This is a genomic window from Terriglobus albidus (assembly GCF_008000815.1).
Classification (GTDB): domain Bacteria; phylum Acidobacteriota; class Terriglobia; order Terriglobales; family Acidobacteriaceae; genus Terriglobus; species Terriglobus albidus_A.
Window position 1 is genome coordinate 6,368,989 of record NZ_CP042806.1, and the last position, 20,533, is coordinate 6,389,521.

General features: G+C 59.1%; 21 protein-coding genes. 15 read left to right on the forward strand and 6 right to left on the reverse strand.

Features of this window, described 5'->3' with window-relative positions:
* Positions 1–4: 4 nt before the first annotated feature.
* Positions 5–691, forward strand: a complete 687-nt coding sequence (locus tag FTW19_RS25490) for a CTP synthase C-terminal region-related (seleno)protein (RefSeq protein WP_147650357.1) — start codon at positions 5–7, stop codon at positions 689–691.
* Positions 692–952: 261 nt separating this feature from the next.
* Here the strand turns inward: FTW19_RS25490 and FTW19_RS25495 are convergent, their stop codons facing one another.
* From FTW19_RS25495 to FTW19_RS25505, 3 genes are all read right to left on the reverse strand, one after another.
* Positions 953–1,186 (reverse strand): hypothetical protein, encoded by a 234-nt coding sequence (locus FTW19_RS25495; RefSeq protein ID WP_147650358.1) that lies wholly within the window; start codon positions 1,184–1,186, stop codon positions 953–955.
* Positions 1,187–1,188: 2 nt separating this feature from the next.
* Positions 1,189–1,812 carry a 30S ribosomal protein S4 gene (gene rpsD, locus FTW19_RS25500; RefSeq protein WP_147650359.1) on the reverse strand — a complete coding sequence of 208 codons (624 nt, stop codon included), beginning with the start codon at positions 1,810–1,812 and terminating at the stop codon, positions 1,189–1,191.
* A 185-nt stretch (positions 1,813–1,997) separates the two neighbouring features.
* Positions 1,998–3,611, reverse strand: a complete 1,614-nt coding sequence (locus FTW19_RS25505; RefSeq protein WP_147650360.1) for a S10 family peptidase — start codon at positions 3,609–3,611, stop codon at positions 1,998–2,000.
* Positions 3,612–3,939: 328 nt separating this feature from the next.
* Between FTW19_RS25505 and FTW19_RS25510 the strand changes: the two genes are divergently transcribed.
* From FTW19_RS25510 to alaC, 10 genes are all read left to right on the forward strand, one after another.
* Positions 3,940–4,578 (forward strand): hypothetical protein, encoded by a 639-nt coding sequence (locus FTW19_RS25510; protein WP_147650361.1) that lies wholly within the window; start codon positions 3,940–3,942, stop codon positions 4,576–4,578.
* A gap of 495 nt (positions 4,579–5,073) precedes the next feature.
* Positions 5,074–5,643: a bifunctional pyr operon transcriptional regulator/uracil phosphoribosyltransferase PyrR gene (pyrR, locus tag FTW19_RS25515; protein WP_281292413.1), complete on the forward strand. Its 570-nt coding sequence runs from the start codon at positions 5,074–5,076 to the stop codon at positions 5,641–5,643.
* A gap of 71 nt (positions 5,644–5,714) precedes the next feature.
* The gene (locus FTW19_RS25520) at positions 5,715–6,719 is read left to right on the forward strand and encodes an aspartate carbamoyltransferase catalytic subunit (protein WP_432445164.1); all 1,005 of its coding nucleotides are present in this window, start codon (positions 5,715–5,717) and stop codon (positions 6,717–6,719) included.
* Entirely contained in the window at positions 6,716–8,032 is a 1,317-nt protein-coding gene (locus FTW19_RS25525) for a dihydroorotase (protein WP_147650363.1), read from the forward strand. Before FTW19_RS25520 ends, FTW19_RS25525 begins: the two co-directional genes overlap by 4 nt.
* Positions 8,033–8,293: 261 nt before the next feature.
* Positions 8,294–9,223 carry a hypothetical protein gene (locus FTW19_RS25530; RefSeq protein WP_147650364.1) on the forward strand — a complete coding sequence of 310 codons (930 nt, stop codon included), beginning with the start codon at positions 8,294–8,296 and terminating at the stop codon, positions 9,221–9,223.
* A gap of 218 nt (positions 9,224–9,441) precedes the next feature.
* On the forward strand, positions 9,442–9,798 hold the full coding sequence (locus FTW19_RS25535) for an ArsR/SmtB family transcription factor (RefSeq protein ID WP_147650365.1): 357 nt from the start codon (positions 9,442–9,444) through the stop codon (positions 9,796–9,798).
* Positions 9,798–10,343: an SRPBCC family protein gene (locus tag FTW19_RS25540; RefSeq protein ID WP_187143167.1), complete on the forward strand. Its 546-nt coding sequence runs from the start codon at positions 9,798–9,800 to the stop codon at positions 10,341–10,343. The genes FTW19_RS25535 and FTW19_RS25540 overlap by 1 nt, the downstream gene beginning before the upstream one ends.
* 100 nt (positions 10,344–10,443) lie before the next feature.
* Positions 10,444–11,541, forward strand: a complete 1,098-nt coding sequence (gene ychF / locus FTW19_RS25545) for a redox-regulated ATPase YchF (protein ID WP_147650367.1) — start codon at positions 10,444–10,446, stop codon at positions 11,539–11,541.
* 77 nt (positions 11,542–11,618) lie between these two features.
* Complete coding sequence (locus FTW19_RS25550; RefSeq protein ID WP_246153495.1) at positions 11,619–13,040, forward strand: arylsulfatase; 1,422 nt, start codon at positions 11,619–11,621, stop codon at positions 13,038–13,040.
* A 246-nt stretch (positions 13,041–13,286) separates the two neighbouring features.
* On the forward strand, positions 13,287–14,477 hold the full coding sequence (alaC, locus tag FTW19_RS25555) for an alanine transaminase (protein ID WP_147650369.1): 1,191 nt from the start codon (positions 13,287–13,289) through the stop codon (positions 14,475–14,477).
* 315 nt (positions 14,478–14,792) lie between these two features.
* Here alaC and FTW19_RS25560 read toward each other — a convergent pair whose 3' ends face one another.
* Entirely contained in the window at positions 14,793–15,572 is a 780-nt protein-coding gene (locus tag FTW19_RS25560; protein ID WP_147650370.1) for a lysophospholipid acyltransferase family protein, read from the reverse strand.
* A gap of 8 nt (positions 15,573–15,580) precedes the next feature.
* Entirely contained in the window at positions 15,581–16,942 is a 1,362-nt protein-coding gene (locus FTW19_RS25565) for a bifunctional folylpolyglutamate synthase/dihydrofolate synthase (RefSeq protein WP_147650371.1), read from the reverse strand.
* 479 nt (positions 16,943–17,421) lie between these two features.
* Between FTW19_RS25565 and FTW19_RS25570 the strand changes: the two genes are divergently transcribed.
* Positions 17,422–18,144: a DNA alkylation repair protein gene (locus FTW19_RS25570; protein ID WP_147650372.1), complete on the forward strand. Its 723-nt coding sequence runs from the start codon at positions 17,422–17,424 to the stop codon at positions 18,142–18,144.
* A 287-nt stretch (positions 18,145–18,431) separates the two neighbouring features.
* On the opposite strand, the gene FTW19_RS25575 is transcribed toward FTW19_RS25570, so the two are convergent.
* Positions 18,432–19,283 (reverse strand): class I SAM-dependent methyltransferase, encoded by an 852-nt coding sequence (locus FTW19_RS25575; RefSeq protein WP_147650373.1) that lies wholly within the window; start codon positions 19,281–19,283, stop codon positions 18,432–18,434.
* A 21-nt stretch (positions 19,284–19,304) separates the two neighbouring features.
* On the opposite strand from FTW19_RS25575, the gene FTW19_RS25580 reads away from it, so the two are divergent.
* The 3 genes from FTW19_RS25580 to FTW19_RS25975 all read left to right on the forward strand — a co-directional run bounded on the left by FTW19_RS25580 (position 19,305) and on the right by FTW19_RS25975 (position 20,494).
* Positions 19,305–19,835 (forward strand): hypothetical protein, encoded by a 531-nt coding sequence (locus tag FTW19_RS25580; RefSeq protein ID WP_147650374.1) that lies wholly within the window; start codon positions 19,305–19,307, stop codon positions 19,833–19,835.
* Positions 19,836–20,118: 283 nt separating this feature from the next.
* Entirely contained in the window at positions 20,119–20,277 is a 159-nt protein-coding gene (locus tag FTW19_RS25970) for a hypothetical protein (RefSeq protein ID WP_187143168.1), read from the forward strand.
* Between the two features lie 58 nt (positions 20,278–20,335).
* Positions 20,336–20,494: a hypothetical protein gene (locus FTW19_RS25975; protein ID WP_187143169.1), complete on the forward strand. Its 159-nt coding sequence runs from the start codon at positions 20,336–20,338 to the stop codon at positions 20,492–20,494.
* Positions 20,495–20,533: the final 39 nt, after the last annotated feature.

Here is a 20,533-nt window from a genome sequence, read left to right on the forward strand (position 1 = left end):
ACACATGAAGACGTTACGCATCGGGATCCTCGGCGACTATTGCGAAGCAAACCCTACCCACCTTGCCACGAACGACGGCCTGCAGCACGCCGCGGCGGCGTTGGAGATCAAGGCGGAGGCGTCATGGCTCGCGACCGACGAAGCGCATGATCTTGCTGCTTTCGATGCGCTCTTCTGTTCCCCGGGAAGTCCATATCGCAGTATGGAGGGTGCGCTCACCGGGATCCGCTTCGCGCGTGAGAACAAGGTTCCGCTCATCGGCACCTGCGGCGGCTTTCAGCACATCATCCTCGAATACGCACGGTCGGTGATGCATGTCGAAGATGCGGCGCACGCCGAGACCGATCCTTATGCCTCCCGGCTGGTAATAGCGCCACTCACCTGTTCTCTCGTTGGCAAGACAATGGAGGTACTTTTCACGCCTGGTACCCTGGCCGCACAAGCCTACGGCTCCGCAACCGCAGAAGAGAACTTCTACTGCAACTTCGGCCTGAACCCGGAGTACGAACCACAGCTCGAAGAGGCCGGCCTAAGCATCACCGCCCGTGACCAGTTCGGAGAGGCCCGTGTTGTCGAGCTGCCGTCGCATCCCTTCTATGCCGGGACCTTGTTTGTACCGCAGACTCGCTCCACAGCCGGGAAACCGCATCCTCTGCTGGTGGCTTATCTTCGCGCAGCGGCGAATATTTGATTTGTCCTTTCGGAGTGAAACGGAGAAATCTGCTGTTATCGCAGCAAGCCCGAAAAGTATGGGCTGAGAAACGGATTTCTCCGCTCCCAACGGTCGCTACGAAATGACAAACAAAGTGACTGCTTGTTGTGTTTTGCAATCTTCCTGCCCCGCTGTAGCGTTGCGAACATTCATCCCAACGAACGAGTTCAGCGGTGACGCAACCCGGCCGGGGCAGATATCGCACCATTCAACGATTCAACTATTCAACAATTCAACCATTCAGTGCAGCGTGCTATTCACCTGTGGTGACATTGCCTGCAGCAGACCCTCAAGCGTCAGTTGCTGTACCGCCTGCTGGCACATCTTCACTGCCTGCAGAAATGCCTCCGGAGCCAGACGAACGGTCACGGCGCCCACGGAGAGATGTACTGTTCCGCAGGCACACAAGGTTACGCCGCCGAGACCTTCGGCCTCGGCCAGCATCATGCGCTCTTCACTGGCGGCACAGGCCATGACTACACTCCTCGCTTGGCGTAGTACTCCGCCACCTGTCGCAGGTTGAACTCGAAAGGGACATCTTCATTGCCGGGCACTGACAACACTGTGCCGTGCGTGGTGACACCCTCGGCAGCGAACTGCAGATAACTCGGCAGGCCCAGCCGGGGATTGGTGCGGGAGGGCTCCGTCATCTCTCCCTCGGCCTTCTCTGTCAATCGGATGAAGTCACCGACGCGCAGAACATAGCTGCCGATCGTTACGCGGCGTCCGTTCACAAGGACGTGCCCATGACTGACCAGTTGGCGCGCCTGCGCGATCGAGCGCGCAAATCCAAGCCTGAAGACGACGTTGTCCAGACGCCGCTCCAGCAGACCGATCAGGGCCTCGGCCCAATTTCCATTCTGCTGCACCCGCTTGGCAACGCGAACAAAGCGGCGAAGCTGCTCCTCGCGCAGACCATAGTGGAAGATCAGCTTCTGCTTTTCCCGCAGCTGTGCCCCAAACTCTGACAACTTCGGCTTACGCTCGCGGCCGTGCTGGCCCGGCGGATAGTTTCTCTTTTCGAGCGCGCCGGGCTTGCCCAAGCCAGGCAGTTCCAGCCCCAGTGCGCGCTGCATCTTCCACTTTGTCCGATGGCCCATATCGTTGAGGACCCCTCCTGACGCCAAGAAATCGTCAAGGGTCCCTCAACCGCCGACAAACTAAGACTAAACAAGTCCTATATTCATTTCCACTGGCCTTCATTGAAGTGCGCAAAAAAAGACCTGAAAGGTATAAACCCCGCCCTGAGGCGGGGTTTATATACGTCTTGCGATATGTGGAATCGTTATTTGCCGTTCTCTGTTCCCCGAATGAACTCGGCGGTGTCGTCGTGGAATCGCTTCATGATCGACTCGTTCAGATAGACCATGTGTCCGGACTCGTAGAAGTGGTAGCTGATGTTCTTCTGCAGGGCTGCGGGAATCTGCAGATGCTTCATCTCGTACTCCGCTCCAAAATAGAGCGTCCCCAGGTCGAAGTAGCCGCCCAGCAGCATGACCTTCAACTTCGGATTGCCCTTCATGCAGTTGGCCAGATCTGTCATCACATTGGTGCTTCGACCGAAGTTGGCAAACCCCTTGCGCATGTCCCAGTCAAAGCCGGGGTCACCGTAAGCACCCGGCTTATAGGTCATCTGGTCGCCATACTTTAACGTCTCGCGAGCGTAGCTGTTGATGGCGGTGGTGTAGGCCGAGGTGATGGCCTGCCCCTGTGGATCGTACTCCGCCTCCGATGACAGCGGATCGATATCGGGAGCCGCGTAGCGCGAGTCCAGACGGCCCGTCGTCAAGCCATCGCCAAGCTGCAGCATCTTGGAAAATCCACCGCCGTTGACGCGCAGATCGGCGCGCAGCAGATAGTCAACCGGCAGACCGGTATAGCCATGCAGCTTCTCAGCGACAGCGCGCTTGTCGGCATCACCCAGGTCAGCACCCTTTGCCAACGCCAGCAGATAGTCCGTCGTAGCAAAGTGCTCGACCTCGGTCAGAAAGGGCTCGAGCGCAGCCGGCTGCGTCGGCAGTTTGTGGTGATAGAAAGCCGTAGCCGCCATGCTGGGCAGCGACAGAACATAGGCCATATCGCTGCCCGGTCCGGAACGCGATCCGTCAGCCGAGTCGGCAAAGTTCAGAATCTGGCTCAGCAGAATGACACCGTTTAGATCAACACCGCTGTTCTGCAGCATGTTCGAGAGCACTGCGGAACGCGTGGTGCCGTAGCTCTCGCCAAAGAGATACTTCGGCGAGTTCCAGCGGGAGTATTTGGTCAAAAAGCGGCGGATGAAACGGTCGAAGGCATGCGCATCCTGGTCGATACCCCAGAAGGCCTTCTCCTTATCTTTACCGAAGAGACGGCTGAAACCCGCACCAGGCATATCGATGAAGACCACGTCCGAGACATCGAGCAGCGAATAGGTATTGTCCGTGATCTTGTACGGCGCGGCCGGATCGTGATGCGTGTCGTTGGTGATCACACGCTTCGGTCCGAATGACCCCATGTGCAGCCACATCGTCGAGCTGCCCGGGCCACCGTTATAGAGGAAGGTCACGGGCCGCTCCTCGGCCTTCGCACCCTTCTTGAAATAAGCCGTGTAGAAGATGCGGGCGGTCGCCGGAGCCTCCTCCGGCTTTTCGAGGTTGATATGCGCCTCAGGCAGCCAGCTTCCGTCGAGCGCAATTTGCGCATCGTGCGCATCATCGGCGGCGACCGTCAGTGTGCCGGCGACAGCCTTGTAGTCGACCCGCTGACCGTTCGCGGTGACCGAACCCTCAGTTTCGGAAGCAGGCGTTACCACGGCGGGCATAGCAGCGGCGGGGGCGGGGGCAGGAACCTTCGGCGGCTCTTCCTTCTGCTGGGCAAAACAGGAAACGGTTGCAAATGCCAGAAAAACAAGCTTCTTCATAGTGATGTTTGACACCTCGGCTAATAGAGGACGGGGGATTCCGTTCTTGCAACAGGTTACAGGCAAAAAAATAGGCCCCACATACGTGTACGTGGGGCCTCGCTCAAGGATTTGTCGGTGCCTGGATTGTTCTGCAGCACTTGGACCTGCCAACCATACTTGCCTCCGCCGGACTCTCCCTAAGGGCCCGGAATCTGCATCGTTAGCTAGCCTAATTGCCCCAAACAACGGAACCGTACAACATATTGTGTTGTCTATGCAGATAAGTCAAGCAAAATTTCGCCAGATGGGAACGAATGCGTGAAAGTCGCCGTATCCTTCCATCACTATGAAAACCTCCGTCTGCCTGCTCACTCTCGTATCTGCGACTGCGCTGCTCGCCACCGGCTGCCGCGTCTCCTCCAGTGGCGAGTCCGGCAACAAGGATGTTCGTGTCGCCACCCCGTTTGGAGGACTACAGGTCAAAACCGACCCGGAGAAGGTCATCAGCGGTCTCGGCCTGCCCGTCTATCCCGGCGCCTCCCTCGAAATGAAACAGAAGGATGGCAAGGAGGAACCCGATGCGGCCGACTTCAATATGGGTTTCGGGGACTTCCGCATCCATGTGAAGGCGGTGACCTACACCACCACCGACTCAGCCGACAAGGTTGAGGCTTACTACCGCAAGGCCCTTGCCGCCTATGGGGACGTCATCGCCTGCAAAGACAGCAAGCCGATCGGTACCCCGACCCGCACCGGCCAGGGCCTGACCTGCGATGAGAAGGATGGCCACGTGAACGTCAATGGCAAGGGGACGGATTCAGTAAAAGGCGACCTGGACCTGCGAGCCGGCTCAAAGCAGCACCAGCACATCGTCGGTATTGAGAAGAAGGGCGATGTTACCCGCTTCGGCCTGGTGGCGCTCGATCTGCCAGGCAAGATCAGCTTCGACGATAACGACAAGGACAAGGAAAAACAGGCTAACTAGCCCATGCACTGGGTGCCCCATTCACCCCAACGAACGTGTTCGTTGGGGTGGTCACGCGAAAGCGTGAGTGGGACATTCGAGCAAAGTTCGAATCGTCTTTTTTTGTCATTTCGCAGCGTTCGGGGTCCCCGGCCAGCTTTGCTGGCTGGGGTGAAGCGCAGCGGAGAAATCTGCTTCTCTACCGATCGATCTCCCGACTCAAAACTTCAAAAGCAGATCCCTTCGGGATGACAAAAGATACGATTTGAGCGGGTCTCGCATATCCCACCCATCGCGTTGCGATGGATGGGGCGCCCAGATGTGTGGCTCAACAAAAGCAGGTCCTCCACTCACCCATCCAAAGCTGCTCCGACACCCCGACGTGTCCGATATCCGGAATACGCGGAAGATTCATACAGTTATCCGCAAGCGGGGCCGTCTGCGACCCAGCCTCTCTTCTAATCGTAGTTCTCCGGTTGCCTGAGACCGGTGGGCCACGTATCATTCGAGGGCAGAATGAGCGAGTCGAAGCCGAAACCCACCCTCCGCGAGAAGGGCAGATTGATGTCTGCCTCAGAGATCGAGCGCACCCTGGTGCGCCTGGCACACGAGATTGTCGAAAAGAACAATGGCGCGGCCAACCTGGGTCTGGTCGGCATCAAGCGCCGCGGCGTTCCTTTAGCGGAGCGTCTGGCAAAACTGATCGGAGCGATTGAAAAGACTACGGTCGACACCGGCGTCCTGGATATCAGCTTCTACCGCGACGACCTGTCGACGTCGGGAACGCGGCCGACGGTGACTCCCGGCGCGATCGGTTTTGACGTCAACGACCGCGACATCATTCTGATGGACGACGTGCTCTATACCGGCCGTACCATCCGCGCCGCGCTCGATGCCCTGTTTGACCACGGACGTCCCCGCTCGGTACAACTTCTGGTGCTGATTGATCGCGGCTGGCGCGAACTGCCCATCGAAGCGCAGTTCATCGGCCGTAAGGTCCAAACGACTGACCGCGAAATTATTGAAGTGAAGTTCAACGAAGTCGACCAGCAGGAGCAGGTTCTGCTCGTGGAGCGAGTCGACTAACCCAGGTTTTCCCGTGTTACATCCTGATGTCACCTGCCACTAAGTCCGCCTCTAAATCTGCGCATAAGTCTGTGCCTAAAAAGGCAACAGCTCAGGCGCCGCAGCCGAAGGCTACGACACCATCAGCCGACGGCATTCACCCTGGCAGCCTGCTCTCGATCACGCAGCTCTCGCTCGAAGAGGTCAGCAATATTCTTGCGCTCGCCGAGCGCCTGGCCGGCGAACCGCAGAGCAAGCACGCAACCCTGCTGGAAAACCGCAAGCTGGCGCTGCTGTTCTACGAGAGCAGCACACGAACCCGCACCAGCTTTGAGCTTGCAGCAAAATCACTCGGCGCCATGACCACCCTGGTCAGCGACAAGTCCTCCTCGATCGAGAAGGGCGAGAGCCTGAAAGATACCGGCCTGACGCTGCGCGCACTGGGAGCAGAGTGCATCATCCTGCGGCACAACGCCTCCGGCTCGCCGTATCTGTTGGCGAAGCATACCGGTCTACCCGTGCTGAATGCGGGCGATGGCATGCACGAGCACCCATCGCAGGCGCTGCTGGATCTTCGCACCATCCTCAGCCGCCTGGGGAAGAAGCAGGCCGCAACCGACACCACGCTCGACGGCATTACTGTCTGCATCACCGGCGACATCCTGCACTCACGCGTAGCCCGCTCGAATGCTCTGCTGCTGCCTCGTCTTGGCGCAAAGGTCATTCTGTGCGGTCCGCAGCAGCTGCTTCCCCCGGAAGCCGTTGATCTATCCACTGGGATCACGCTGGAGCGCGACTTCGACAAGGCGCTGCAGCAGTCGCAGGTCGCCATGATGCTTCGCATCCAGAAGGAGCGGCTGGCCGGCATGCAGATTGACCTGGCCGACTACCAGAAACAGTACCAGCTCAATGAAGATCGCTACTTCAAACACGCGCCCACCGCGGTGGTGATGCATCCCGGCCCGATGATCCGTGGGCTCGAGATCACGGCGGATATCGCCGACGGCCCAAGCTCCGCCATTGAGGAACAGGTGCGCAACGGTCTCGCCATCCGCATGGCGCTTCTCGTACGCGCGTTGAACGGAGGCGCCGCATGAAATCGATTCTGATCAAAGGCGGCCATCTGATTGATCCGCCATCGCGCACCGATCGTCCGCGCGATCTGCTCATTCACGACAACAAGATTGTTGAACTCGGCGATCCGGGCAAGCTCAATGCCACGGCCAAGAAAGAAGGCGCCGAGGTTATCGACGCTACCGGCCTGGTGGTCGCGCCTGGATTGGTCGATATCCACGTTCACCTGCGTGAACCAGGCCAGGGCCACAAGGAGACCATCGAGTCCGGCACCAAAGCCGGCGCGATGGGTGGATTCACCGCGCTCTGCTGCATGCCCAACACCTCTCCGGTAAACGATTCGCCGGAGATCACCCGCTGGATGCTCTCGCCGGAACGCAACGCTGTTATTCGCGTCTTCCCCGTTGCAGCCGCAACCCGCGGCAGCATGGGCGAGGCCATTACGGAGTACGGCTCGTTGAAAGCTGCCGGCGCCGTCGGCGTCTCTGACGATGGCAAGCCTGTCCTGCAGGATGCCATCATGCATCAGGCGCTCATTGCTGCTGCGCGCGCCGGCGTGCCAATGATTCAGCATGCCGAGAACACCAAGATCACCGTGGGCGCCAGCATGAACGCCGGCGCACGCGCCTTCCGCCTGGGCCTGCGCGGCATGTCGGTCGAAGCGGAGTCCGGCATTGTGGAGCGCGATATACGTCTCGTCCGCGAGCTGACGACTTCCGGCAAGGGTCCACGGCCACATCTGCACGTTCAGCATGTCTCCACGGCGAAAGCGATGGAGGCCATTCGTCACGCCAAGCGCGCGGGTCTGCATGTGACCTGCGAGGTAGCGCCGCATCACTTCATGCTGACCGATGAAGCAGTCGAGGGCTACAACACGCACGCGAAGATGAATCCTCCGCTGCGCGGCGAGGCTGATCGTGCCGCGATGGTGACAGCACTGCTGGACGGCACTGCCGACTGCATTGCAACCGATCACGCTCCGCACGCCGTGCACGAGAAAGAGCAGGAGTTCGAGAAGGCTCCGAACGGCATCACCGGTCTGGAGACATCACTCTCACTTTCGATCAAGATGCTGCATCATCAGCACCGTATGCCATTACTGCGGCTGATCCACCTGATGAGCACCGCGCCTGCACACATCATGGGCCTGCGCGGACGCGGAACCCTGGCGCCTGAAGCCTTCGCCGATGTCGTGCTCTTCGATCCGAAATCGACCTGGACCTTCAATGCCCGCAACTCTCCATCGAAATCACGCAACACACCGTTCGATGGACACACGTTGCCGGGAGTCGTGAAGATGACGATCTCGGAAGGACGGATCGTTTACCGAAGCTAGTTGAATCGTGGAATGGTTGAATCGTTGAATGGTAAAAGCCCGGTGAATGCCGGGCTTTTTGTTTTGTGAGCATCTATTCGTTAACAAAAGTTCAGGACCTACCCTGACCGTTCGGCGACCAAACTATTCAACGATTCAACCATGCAACGATTCAACGACTTCCCACTACTTACAACTTGCAACTGTCTTTCCCGCATCGTATTACTCGAACAACCCTCGCGCCTCCCCTCCCACTGGCGCGATCAGAAACGAGGACGATCGATGTTTCTCCCCTGGAAGACAATTTCATCTACCGCAGCGGCGTTGTTATTGTGCTGTGCGCTTGCGGGTTGCAAGTCTGCGGATGAAAAAGCGCTGGAACAAGCGAAACAACAGGCTGCGGCCACGGGTCAGCCGCAGCAGGTAGTGACCAATGACGGTAAGGGCAATATCGTTACAACGACGGTGCAACCGCCCGATCCGCAGACGCATCAGCAGACCATCACACAGACCACTGCTCCGGCTCCGATGGGCAGCACTCCTGGAACTACCACCACTGCGGCAACTCCCATGATGGCTCCTGGCACCGCTCCTGGCACCGCTCCAGGCGCAACTCCGGTTCCGGCCGGCGCTGCTGTACCGGAACCGAATAAGCCGATCGTGAAGCCGGTAGATGTGAAGATCCCCGCCGGAACCAACATGGCTATCCGCATCAATCAGCACATCAGCGTGAAGACTACGCCCGCAGGCTCCCGCTTCACCGGCGAGATCGCCGAGCCTATCGCAGTGAATGATCGCGTAATCGTACCGCGTGGCACACCAGTCGGCGGCGTTGTCGAGGAGTCGCACAAGCGCGGTCACTTCAAGGGCGCATCCATCCTGCAACTTCGCCTCACCAGCATGACCCTGAACGGCACCGAATACCCACTGGAAACCGGGACCTTTACCCGGACCAAAAAGGGTAAAGGTAAGCGCAGCGCCGCCTGGATCGGCGGCGGTACCGGCGCCGGCATGCTGATCGGCGGCCTGGCTACCGGCGGCGTCGGCCTTCTGGTCGGCGGCCTCTCCGGCGCTGGCGCAGGCACAGCTGTTGCCGGCCTGACCGGCAACAAGGACATCGACTTACCTGCCGAGTCGCTTGTCCGTTTCCGCCTGGCCGACGACCTCAGCGTCGTCCCCCCGGCAAACAACAACGCGGCCTCACAGCAGTAGCACAGACAAGATAAACAGTTAGCCTCCCTTAGCGGACGTCCCCCGGCGTCCGCTCTTTTTTTGAATAACCAAATGATTGAAGAATTGAATGATTGAAGAATTGAATGATTGAAGAAGGGCTGCGCGTAGCGTCATTCAATGATTCATTAATTCCATTATTCAATCATCATTCAACCTCCTAGTTGACAATCCTTCCACTCCGAGAAATACTCAACCATATGGTTGAACGTGAAGCGAAACTCGATCGGGTCTTTCATGCGCTCTCCGACGGCACGCGACGGAAGATGTTGCGCCGGCTGGCGGGTGGGGAGCACTCGGTCGGTGAACTCGCCGCCGGCTTCGAGATGTCATTCGCAGCCGGAGCCAAGCATGTGAAGGTGCTGGAGAACGCAGGTCTGGTGCGGAGGCGCATTATGGGCCGTGTACACCTGTGCCGTCTTGAGGCACGGCAACTGAAAAAGGCGGACGAGTGGTTGCGCTTCTACGAACGCTTCTGGAGCGACAGCCTGGATCGTCTGGAGATGCTGCTGGAACAGGACGCGGCAGCAGATGCGAGATCGAAAGGAGAAAAATAGTGAAGCAGGCAACAATCATCGACAAGCGCGCAGTACGCGTCAATGCAGACACATTCCGTTTCGAACGCCTGTTCCCCGGCCCGATCGAACGGGTGTGGGAATACCTGGTAGACGGCGAGAAGCGTGGCAAGTGGCTCGCGAGAGGAGACGCAGGAACCTCGGTCGGCGAAGAGTTCCAGATGCGCTTCAAACACGCCGAGCTGACACCAGAGCCGGGCGAGATGCCGGAACGGTTCAAACAGTACGAGAACGGCCATACCAGCACACATAAAGTCACCCTGTGGGAGCCTCCCCGCCGTTTCGGCATGAGCTGGGGAGAAGGAGAGGAGCCATCCGAGGTCATCTTCGAACTCACGCCCGAGGGCAAGAAAGTCCGCTTCGTCCTGACACATCGCCGCGTCTCCGATGCCAGCCAGGCAGAGGGTTACACCAAAGGCTGGCATACGCATCTGGAGGTGCTGGAAGGGGTGCTGGAAGAGAAGCCGCTGGAGCCCTTCTGGGATCTCTTCCGCAAGTCCGAAGCGCTTTACGAGACAGCCTCGTAACAAACGGCCTCGCGGATGACTCCCCGCGAGGCCCATTTTCGTTGCGCCCTCTACAATCAAAGAGACAGCTTTTTTTGAGAGTAGAGGACCCACCCCAGCAATGGCTTTGAACTGTGGCATCGTCGGCCTGCCGAACGTCGGCAAGAGCACGATCTTCAACGCGCTGACCTCGGCCAAGGCGATGGCCGCCAACTATCCGTTCTGCACCATCGAGCCCAATGTGGGCGTTGTGGTCGTGCCCGATCCCCGTCTCGACAAGATCACCAACTTCGTCAAGCCGGCCAAGACCGTGCCCACGACGATGGAGTTCGTCGATATCGCCGGCCTGGTCGCCGGCGCCAGCAAGGGCGAGGGCCTCGGCAACCAGTTCCTGGGCCACATCCGCTCGACGGATGCCATCGCACACGTCGTCCGCTGCTTCGACGATGACAATGTCGTCCACGTCGCCGGCGGCGTGAATCCGTTGAGCGACATCGATGTCATCAACACCGAGCTTCTGCTCGCCGACCTCGAGTCGGTCGAGAAGCGCCTCGTCAAAACCGAGAAGGTCGCCAAGAACTCGCAGGACGCCAAAGTGAAGAGCGAGCTCTCCGCCCTGAAGAAGCTGCAGGCTGTGCTTGGCGAGGGCAAGCCCGCTCGCGTCGCCGATCTCACCGAAGATGAACTGATTGCCAGCCGTGAGCTCTTCCTCATCACCCAGAAGCCCATGCTCTACGTCGCCAATGTCGACGAGACCGGTCTGACCGAAGGCAATGAGTGGACAGCACAGGTGGAGAAGCGCGCCGCCGAAGAGGGCAGCGAGGTTGTGCGTATCTGCGGAGCGATGGAGAGCGAGATCGCTCTGCTCGATCCGGAAGAGCGCAAAGAGTTCCTCTCTGCCATGGGCCTGGAAGAGCCCGGCCTGAACCGCCTGATCCGCGCTGCCTACAAGCTGCTGCACCTGATCACGTACTTCACCGCCGGCGTCACCGAAGTCCGGGCCTGGACCATCAAGCGCGGCACCAAGGCTCCGGGAGCCGCCGGAGTGATCCACTCAGACTTCGAGAAGGGGTTCATCCGCGCCGAGGCCTACCACTGCGACGATCTGTTCACGCTGGGCAGCGAGCAGGCGGTGAAGGAGAAGGGCCTCTACCGCTCGGAAGGTAAAGAGTACGTCGTCAAGGACGGCGACATCCTCTTCTTCAAGTTCAACGTCTAGAGCAAAGACCGCGGTCGCGTTTCAATGCAAGAATAGTTTCAATCTCCACATCTCCGTGGATGAGAGGAACCGTTCCGATGTCGATGACGCGCCGTACCCTGCTTGCATCGGCGCTGGGAGCAGCCGCAACCGCGGCCGCCCCGGTGCTGACTGCCGCCACCACCTCCCGCCGGCCGAACATCCTCTTCATCCTGGCCGACGACATGGGCTGGGGCGACCCCGCCGTCTACGGCTCCGCCAAAATCAAAACCCCGAACATTGACCGCCTGGCGGCGCAGGGCATGCGCTTCACGCAGGGCTACGCCGGAGCTCCGGTCTGCGGCCCATCGCGCTGCACGCTGATGACCGGCCTGCACGGCGGTCACGCGCGCGTCCGCGACAACTTCGCTCTCGCAGCGGGCAAAGTCGGCCATAAAGGCAAAGAAGAGATTCGCCGAGCCAGCCTGCTGCCCGAAGACCGCACCGTCGCCGACTACCTGCGCCAGGCAGGCTACCGCACCGGCCTGATGGGTAAGTGGCATCTCGATGGCTACGACCCAGAGGCCACGCCGAATCGCCATGGCTTCGAAGAGTTCAAAGGCTGGCTGACGCAGCGCGAAGAGACACAGGGCTACTGGCCGGCAAAGCGCATGCGCAATGAAGAAGAGATCGACATCCTCGAAAATTCGGGCGGCCGCCAGGGACGCTACGACACGGTGATGATCACGGAAGACTCCATCGACTTCATCACCCGGCACAAGGATGAGCCCTTCTTTCTCTACACCGCCTTTGACAGTCCGCACAGTCCCTACACCGCTCCGGACTTCGGGCCTTACGCCGACGAGAAAGGCTGGTCCGACGATGAGAAGACTTACGCTTCCATGATCTGGTGGATGGACAAGGGCATCGGACAGATCCTCGATACGCTGAAGCGCTTGCATCTGGACGAAAACACCATCATCTTCTTCGCCTCTGACAACGGTCCGCGCTCCGAGCCCACGCCGGCGCAGACCCGCGTGATCGATTTCTTCGACTCCAACGGCAACCTGACCGGCTACAAGCGCGACATGTATGAAGGCGGCATACGCGATCCGTTGATCGTTCGCTGGACCGGCCAGATCAAGGCCGGTTCCATCAGCCAGATGCCCGTCTATTTCCCTGACTTTCTGCCCACAGCGCTCGACCTTGCCGGAGCTCCATCGGAGCCGACCGACGGCATCAGCATCCGTCCCTATCTACTAAGCGGACGTACCGGCGAAGACCGTTTCCTCTACTGGGAGTTCTATGAGCCCGTCTACCGTCAGGCCGGACGTCTGGGCAAATGGAAGGCTGTACGTCTGAAGAAGGGCGCCAAACTCGAGCTCTATGACCTGAGCGTCGATCCCTGGGAGAGCAAAAACATCGCCGCCCAGCATCCCGACATCGTCGCCCGTATGGACGAGGAGATGAAGAAAGCCCATCGCGAGTCACCCGAGTATCCCGACAATCCCCCCAACAACGGCGCAAAAGCACCGGAGTAGGCATTGGGTGCCCTAGGTCCCCCGGGGACCTGGGTATTCGCGCTCCGCGCGAACCGTTTCTCCCTTCCTCAGCACTGACAGCATGGGTAGCGAAGCAGATTTCTCCGCTTCGCTACGAAATGACAAAAAGAAGACTGCATCGAGCAAGTCAGGAATCGGAATCATCAACATTCCACTACTGTTTTCCAGCGTTCCAGAACGTTCCTGACCAAGCCCACAGGCCTTACGTGGGAAAATAGAGACATTGTGAGCGACGAATTTCCTAGAATCAAACGCCTTCCGCCCTATGTCTTCAACATAACCGGCGAGCTGAAGGCGGCGGCGCGTAAGCGCGGCGAAGACATCATCGACTTCGGCATGGGTAATCCTGACGGCGCGACGCCGCAGCATATTGTCGACAAGATGATTGAGGCGGCGCACAAGACGCGCACGCATCGCTATTCGCTTTCGAAGGGAATTCCCCGCCTGCGCAAAGCCATCTGCAACTGGTACGCGCAGCGTTACAACGTCGAGTTCGATCCTGCGACCGAGGCCATCATGACCATCGGCTCGAAGGAGGGCATCGCCCACTTCTGCCTCGCCGTGCTCGACAAAGGCGACACCGTGCTGGTGCCCAACCCCAGCTATCCGATCCACATCTACGGCCCGGTCATCGCCGGTGCGGATGTGCTCAGCATTCCCATCACTGATTCGACTGATGACTTTCTGGCACGCATTCAGGATGTGATTCCGCGCATGACGCCGCGCCCCAAGGTGCTGATCGTCAATTTCCCCGCCAATCCCACCGCCCAGTGCGTTGACCTTCCCTTCTTCGAGAAGCTGGTCGCCATCTGCAAGGAGTACGGTGTGTGGCTGGTGCACGATCTCGCCTACGCCGACATCGCCTTCGACGGCTATACGCCACCGAGCGTGATGCAAGTGCCCGGAGCCAAAGACATCGCCGTCGAGTTCTTCACGCTCTCGAAGAGCTACAACATGCCCGGCTGGCGCGTCGGCTTCATGGTCGGCAACCAGAAGCTCGTCGGCGCTCTGGCCCGCATCAAGAGCTACTTCGACTACGGCACCTTCACGCCGATCCAGGTCGCCAGCATCCTCGCGCTGGAAGGTCCGCAGGACTGTGTCAAAGCCATCTGCGACAACTACCGCTCACGCCGCGATGTACTCGTTCACGGCCTGAACAAGCTGGGCTGGCCGGTGGATCTACCGAAGGCAACGATGTTCGCCTGGGCCAGGATTCCAGAGCAGTATCGCCACCTGAAGTCGCTCGAGTTCTCAAAGCTGATGCTCGAACAGGCCAAGGTCGCAGTAAGCCCCGGCATCGGCTTCGGTGAGTATGGCGATGAGTACGTCCGCTTCTCGCTGATCGAGAACGAAGAGCGTACCCGCCAGGCACTGCGTGGCATCAAGCATATGTTCTCGAAGCCCATCGGCGATTAACAACGCCGCGTGTTCGACGACTCTTCTGGTTTGTCATCCTGAGCGAAGCGAAGGACCTGCTTTGTTGCCCTACTCTTTGTCGAGGACAAAGAGTAGGGCATTCGCGCTACGCGCGAACCCGTTTCTTGCATCCAAGACAACACGAGCGTTTAGGCTGAGAAGCAGATTTCTCCGCTGCGCTTCACCCCAGCCGGCAAAGCTGGCCGGGGACCCCGAACGCTACGAAATGACAAAACAAAAAGCGTATCGAGCTCCACTCGATACGCCCACCTATTCAACAATTCAACGATCGTGGCCGAAGGCCACGCCCTGGCTTTAAGCCAGCTCCGCCGACACCGCAGGCTCTTCCTTCGCCGGCCGCTGCACATCGCTGTGCGCGTAATACATCTCCGCAATCGCATCGTGCAGCTTCTTCGTCACCGTCTCGGCATCTCTTGTCGTGAGCCCGGTGGTATCGATCGGATCACCCACGATCAGCTTCAATGGACGCGGAGCAAGAGCATACACATGCATCGGCATCAGCTCATGCGTTCCCACCAGAGCCAGCGGAACGATCGGCACCTGTGCCTTGATTGCCATGAACGCCGCGCCCGACAACATCGAGCGGATATGGCCGTCCTTGCTGCGGCCTGCTTCCGGGAACAGCAGAAGCGGCATGCCCGATTTCAGCGCCGCCGTGCCCTTATTCAGTCCAGCGATCTGCGAGCGCAGATTCGACTGATCGATGGGTACCTGGCCGGAGCGTGTAAGGTGCCAGCCAATGAACGGGATCTTGAAGAGATAGTGATTCGCCAGGATGCGGAACTGGAATGGCAGATTGCCAAAGAGCGCCGGCGTATCCATGTAGCTGATGTGGTTCGATGCGTATACCGCGACACGTCCAAGCTTCTCGCGGCCGATCACTTTCATCGGCGAGAACGCGAGCATCAGCAGGGACCTGGCCCATACCTGCGCAATGGCATGCTGCTGGCGTCCGCTCTTGTCCCACAACGACGTGATCAGCGAGATCATGCCGAAGAATGCCGTGGACGCGACGATCAACGGCGCCAGCAAAACATAGGTCAGAAGCTTCTGTGCGGTGGTCGGTTTGGCCATCGTAGGTCCTACATCTCTTTCTTCAGAATCTGTCGCACGTCGCCGATCAGATAGACCGAGCCGGTCACAATAACGAGTCCGCCGGCGGGCGTAACAGCGCGAGCCTGCTCTACAGCAGCAGCAACATCCGGAGCTGTTGTGGCTGGGATATCCAAACGCACAGCTGCCTGTTTCAGATCGTCGATCGACGCGGCGCGTGGGTTCATCATCGGCGCCAGCACGATATGATCCTGCACGCGGTCGGCGCTTGCGTCGAAGAGTGGGAACAGAATCTGCGCAATTTCGTCTACGGCTTTGTCCCGCAGGCAGGAGAACAACAGCGTACGCGGCCGCGACTCCGGAAGCTGACCCAGCGCGGAGCGCAGCGTCCATGCGCCGTCAGGGTTATGCGCCACATCGAGCAGGAACTCCATACCGCCGCTGGTCAGCAGCTCCAACCGTCCCGGCCACTCGGTCTGGTGAATTCCCACAGCGATGCTACCGGCCGTGATCTTCGCAAAGTCATGATGCTCGCGAAGCTCGACCGCGGTGGCAATCGCCAGCGCGAGATTGCGCTGCTGGTGTGCTCCGCCCAGCGGAGCATCGATGGTGATGTCTTCCCCAAGCACACGCAGGGGATACACGTTGCGGAAGGGACTTGTCTGCGCCAGGCCGCGGTCAGGGATATAGGCGGCGGCGTTGACGCCACGCACCTCCAGCGGCACGGCAACTTCGCCCAGAGCGTAGTTCGCCTCAGGATGCTGCGGCAGCGTGACCATCACGCCGTTCCTGCGCAGAATGCCGGCCTTCTCCTTCGCGATGTGCGTCAGTGTCGGCCCCAGATAGTCCATGTGATCGAGCCCGAGATCGGTAATCACTGAGACGACAGGCTCGACGATATTCGTCGCATCCAAACGCCCGCCAAGACCAACCTCCAGGACGGCAATCTCAACCTTCTGCTCCGCGAAGTAAAGGAAGGCGATCGCGGTCATCACCTCAAAGAAGCTGGGCGGTTGCGGCAACTCCCCAGCGGCAACAAGGCGGTTCGATGTGTCATCCACATGAAAATAGAACTGCGCAAAGGTTTCGTCGCCGATCAGCTCCCTGCCAATGCGAATGCGCTCATTAATGCGCTCCAGGTGTGGCGAGGTGTAGAGCCCGGCGCGATAACCAGAGGCGGTCAGGACACGAGCCAGCGTCGCCGCCGTCGATCCTTTGCCATTCGTGCCCGCGATCAGCACCGACGGGAAGGTGGTCTGCGGATCGCCCAGTTCTGACATCAACCGGCGCATATAGGCGAGGTCGAACTTGCGGCGGGGCGCACCCGGTTGTGGCGGCGCAAGCTCATGGCCACGGGCGTAAAGCTGTTCGACGGCAAGCTGGTAGGACATGACGGGCTCCCCTTCTATTTTAGTGAACCGAATACCACCAAGGTGGAATAGGGAATCCCACCCCCGTTCGCTGCCTGCATGCCGAAGTGGAATGTTGCTCGAAGCACATTCGAGAGATGCTGATTTTGCCAGGAACGCTAAGACGTTCCGCAGAAAAGAGGCACACAGTATGCACGACATCGTCATCGCTATTATTTTTGTTGCCATGGTTCTCGCACCTTGTATCACCGCCGCCCGCTCCGGCGCCGCCGAGGCCGAAGAGAACCTCTAAACCCAGAGATCAATCAGAGGATCACGCACCTTGTGTGCGGCGAACAAGACCGCAGTCCGAACCTGGATGCGGTCTTTGGTGTTTAAGCAGACTGCTGTTGAACCTTTTTGATTGTCATTTCGTAGCTCCCGGCGGGAGCGGAGAAATCTGCTTCTCCTCCCATCCCCGTACTCATATACCGCTGCTTCGTGTTTAATCGGCTTCACCCATGAAGATCACGGCCGCAGCGGTCAAGACAGAAGTAGCCCGGCTCGCCGATCCGGCACGCGCCACATTCCTCCAACGATTCTTCCGCACCGGTAAAGGCGAATACGCCGAAGGCGATCTCCTGCTCGGCCTCACCGTTCCGCAACAACGCACCATCGCAAAACACTTCCGCGATCTCCCTCTGCCGGAGATCGAAAAGCTGCTCCGCTCAAAGTTCCACGAACACCGTTTGATTGCTCTGCTCCTCCTCTGCGGCCGCTATGAACGTGCTGACGGAGACAGCGAACAGCGCGAAGAACTGCATCAGTTCTACCTGGAGCACACCGCCTGGGTGAATAACTGGGACCTGGTCGATGCCTCGGCAAGAACCATGGTGGGGGAACACGTTGCTCCAGGCCAGTACGGCCTGCTCGACCGTCTCGCGGACTCCGACTCGCTGTGGGAACGCCGGATCGCCATCGTTTCCACCTACGCCTATATCCGAAAAGGAGAGCTTGCGCCGACGTTCCGCATCGCCCGCAGGCTGCTGCATGACCGCCATGACCTCATTCACAAGGCCGTCGGCTGGATGTTACGCGAGGCAGGCAAACAATCGCCCGCGGAGCTGCTGGACTTCCTGGAAAAACACTACGCCCGTCTGCCTCGCACAGCGCTGCGGTACGCCATTGAACGCTTTCCCGAAGCACGCAGAAAGCAACTGCTGCGCGGCGAGTTCCGAGCGTAGTCCTGGAGTTTCATTTACGGCTGTTCTCCCTGAGGATCCGGGTGGGAGCAGCGGGCTTCAGCCCGCTGACTAGAAGGCATAAAAACAACGGGCTTTAGCCCTGGGCCTTCGTGTCTAACAGGAAAAGGCCCAGGGCTAAAGCCCATTCCTTTCTCGAACTGATAACGGTGGGCTGAAAGCCCACCTCTCCCACCCGGATCCAGGTACGATTCACTCAAGCGGCGGAGGTTCGCTAACCTCCGCCGCTCGGCTATCCTGCACCGTGTGCGGATTGGATGATAGTTCGCCTACGCTCTCCAGGCCGACATAATCCGACCGCCGCTGCCCCGTAGCACCAGGCCATCCTCTCGTCCGGCGAGATAGCGAGCAGAGAGATCTGGCCCCCCCAGATCTTCAATCTTTCCGAATCCAGCCTCCGTGAGTCGACTGTTCAACTCCTCTTTGCGGAAGAAGAGCTGAAAGGGTTCGCCTGCCTGGGCTACTCGCGCCGACATCGAGTCCAGCATCATCTGTTCCACCGGCGGCAGCACCTCGCGCGGCTGTGAGTAATCGAAGACCACACCCGATCCTGCAGGCCGCTCCGCGATGAAACGCAGCGTCTCCGAAAATCCTCTCTCAGTGAGGTAAGGCACTACCCCCAGCCAGGCAAAGAAAGCAGGCTGCGAAAAATCTAATCCGGCCTCTGCGAGTCCCTCCGCAAGCGAATGCTCTTCAAAGTCCACGGGAGCATAGCAGGCATTTCCCGGAACCGGGACACCGGCCTCCGCCAGCAGGCTGCGTTTCCAGACCTGGGTCGCGGGGAAATCAACCTCAAAAACGCGCAAACCCGAAAAGGGGTTTCGGTAGGCAAAGGTATCGAGGCCGGCCCCCAGCAGCACATACTGCGACAGCCCGCGAGCGACAGCCGCGCCAAGCAGGTCTTCCGCATATCGACTGCGGACCACCATGAAGGCGCGAATGGCGGCCGAGAAGGGTTTACGCAAGCCATCCGGCGTGCGCTTGACCTCGTCCCGTTGCTCCTGAGGGAGGATCCGTAAAGCGACCGGATCTTCCAGAACCAGCGGCCGGTCAAAGACCTGGTGCGCCGCACGCCGCATGGCCACGCGAAGGGCGGTTCTCGATGGAGTTCCCTCGATCATTCCATTTGCATCTTACGAGATATGAAAGTCCCTGCACGTATTGCTCTTTTGCTCGCTGTCTCTCTCATCGCCGGTTGCAACAGCAAATCCGCCGAGACACCGGAAAACTTCATGACCGGGCTGAACAAATACTGGCCAGAACACCGCCGGGACTGCCTGTTCCCCGCCGGTTGGCGCTTTCCCTACACCACCAGCAATCCCAAAGAGCAACAACAGCTTGATGCCCTGGTAAAGGTCCTGCTGCTCAAACGCACAAAAGAGGAGAAGCTTGCCTATTACGAGCCGACTGACTACGGCAAAAACGGAGCTCCGCGCTACTGCTATGGCTACCGCGAAGCCATCTCGGTCCTGAGCAATACTCCTCCGGCGGTGAAGGACGGCTTCCGTCAGACAGGCGTCACGTATCGCTACCAGATGAAAGATGTTCCGGGATGGGCAAAGTCGGATGACCTGAAAGCCGCCTTCCCGCAACTGGCCAAGGATCTAAGCGGTGAGGCGACCGCAACCACTCCCCTGGCCCAGACAGGGGCAGGATGGCAAGTCGTGGATTAGAGCGATCTCCAAAACCCCAAAAAGCCGGCAGAGATGCCGGCTTTTCTGTTTAAAACCTGAATCTCTCCCCGAACGGAATCGCGCGCCTTTTCCTCAAAATCTGCCTGTTTCCTGTGACTTGCGACGGAAAAGTCCACTCCGAGAAAAGTTACCTCGGTAACCAAAGTTGATTGATACTTGTATATGTAATTGATTCTATTGGACTTAGCGATGTTCCCACGATACTCTCTCGACATCAGGCAAGTCCAGAAAAATTTTTAGCTGAATTGAGGTTCTCAACACAATGAAAATCGCCATCCGCACTCTCGCTGTCGCCCTTGCTTTGACCGGAGCCGTTGCTTCCGCCCACACCAGCACCACCGACGTGAAGCCTGCCCGTGCGACCAGCATTGTGCCGATTCCGGTTTGCCCGCCGGACGACCCCAACGCCTGCGGCATGTAAGGACAACCGTTAGTCCTTATTTATCAACTTCTTAAATCATTTCCAGGAGCTCACGAACATGAAAACCGCTATCCGTACCCTCGCCGTCGTCCTCGCTCTGACCGGAGCCGCTGCCTCTGCCCATACCCGTACCGCCGACGTGAAGCCTACCCGTGCGACCAGCATTGTGCCGATCCCGGTTTGCCCCCCCGACGACCCGAACGCCTGCGGCATGTAATCACGCTTTTGATGCAGCGAAACCGAAATTTTGAAATTC

Bases quoted from the DNA above. Each gene is read 5' to 3' on its own strand.
- FTW19_RS25490 (WP_147650357.1), top strand. From the start codon at position 5: ATGAAGACGTTACGCATCGGGATCCTCGGCGACTATTGCGAAGCAAAC.
- FTW19_RS25495 (WP_147650358.1), bottom strand. From the start codon at position 1,186: ATGGCCTGTGCCGCCAGTGAAGAGCGCATGATGCTGGCCGAGGCCGAA.
- rpsD (WP_147650359.1), bottom strand. From the start codon at position 1,812: ATGGGCCATCGGACAAAGTGGAAGATGCAGCGCGCACTGGGGCTGGAA.
- FTW19_RS25505 (WP_147650360.1), bottom strand. From the start codon at position 3,611: ATGAAGAAGCTTGTTTTTCTGGCATTTGCAACCGTTTCCTGTTTTGCC.
- FTW19_RS25510 (WP_147650361.1), top strand. From the start codon at position 3,940: ATGAAAACCTCCGTCTGCCTGCTCACTCTCGTATCTGCGACTGCGCTG.
- pyrR (WP_281292413.1), top strand. From the start codon at position 5,074: ATGAGCGAGTCGAAGCCGAAACCCACCCTCCGCGAGAAGGGCAGATTG.
- FTW19_RS25525 (WP_147650363.1), top strand. From the start codon at position 6,716: ATGAAATCGATTCTGATCAAAGGCGGCCATCTGATTGATCCGCCATCG.
- FTW19_RS25530 (WP_147650364.1), top strand. From the start codon at position 8,294: ATGTTTCTCCCCTGGAAGACAATTTCATCTACCGCAGCGGCGTTGTTA.
- FTW19_RS25535 (WP_147650365.1), top strand. From the start codon at position 9,442: ATGGTTGAACGTGAAGCGAAACTCGATCGGGTCTTTCATGCGCTCTCC.
- ychF (WP_147650367.1), top strand. From the start codon at position 10,444: ATGGCTTTGAACTGTGGCATCGTCGGCCTGCCGAACGTCGGCAAGAGC.
- FTW19_RS25550 (WP_246153495.1), top strand. From the start codon at position 11,619: ATGTCGATGACGCGCCGTACCCTGCTTGCATCGGCGCTGGGAGCAGCC.
- FTW19_RS25560 (WP_147650370.1), bottom strand. From the start codon at position 15,572: ATGGCCAAACCGACCACCGCACAGAAGCTTCTGACCTATGTTTTGCTG.
- FTW19_RS25565 (WP_147650371.1), bottom strand. From the start codon at position 16,942: ATGTCCTACCAGCTTGCCGTCGAACAGCTTTACGCCCGTGGCCATGAG.
- FTW19_RS25570 (WP_147650372.1), top strand. From the start codon at position 17,422: ATGAAGATCACGGCCGCAGCGGTCAAGACAGAAGTAGCCCGGCTCGCC.
- FTW19_RS25575 (WP_147650373.1), bottom strand. From the start codon at position 19,283: ATGATCGAGGGAACTCCATCGAGAACCGCCCTTCGCGTGGCCATGCGG.
- FTW19_RS25580 (WP_147650374.1), top strand. From the start codon at position 19,305: ATGAAAGTCCCTGCACGTATTGCTCTTTTGCTCGCTGTCTCTCTCATC.
- FTW19_RS25970 (WP_187143168.1), top strand. From the start codon at position 20,119: ATGAAAATCGCCATCCGCACTCTCGCTGTCGCCCTTGCTTTGACCGGA.
- FTW19_RS25975 (WP_187143169.1), top strand. From the start codon at position 20,336: ATGAAAACCGCTATCCGTACCCTCGCCGTCGTCCTCGCTCTGACCGGA.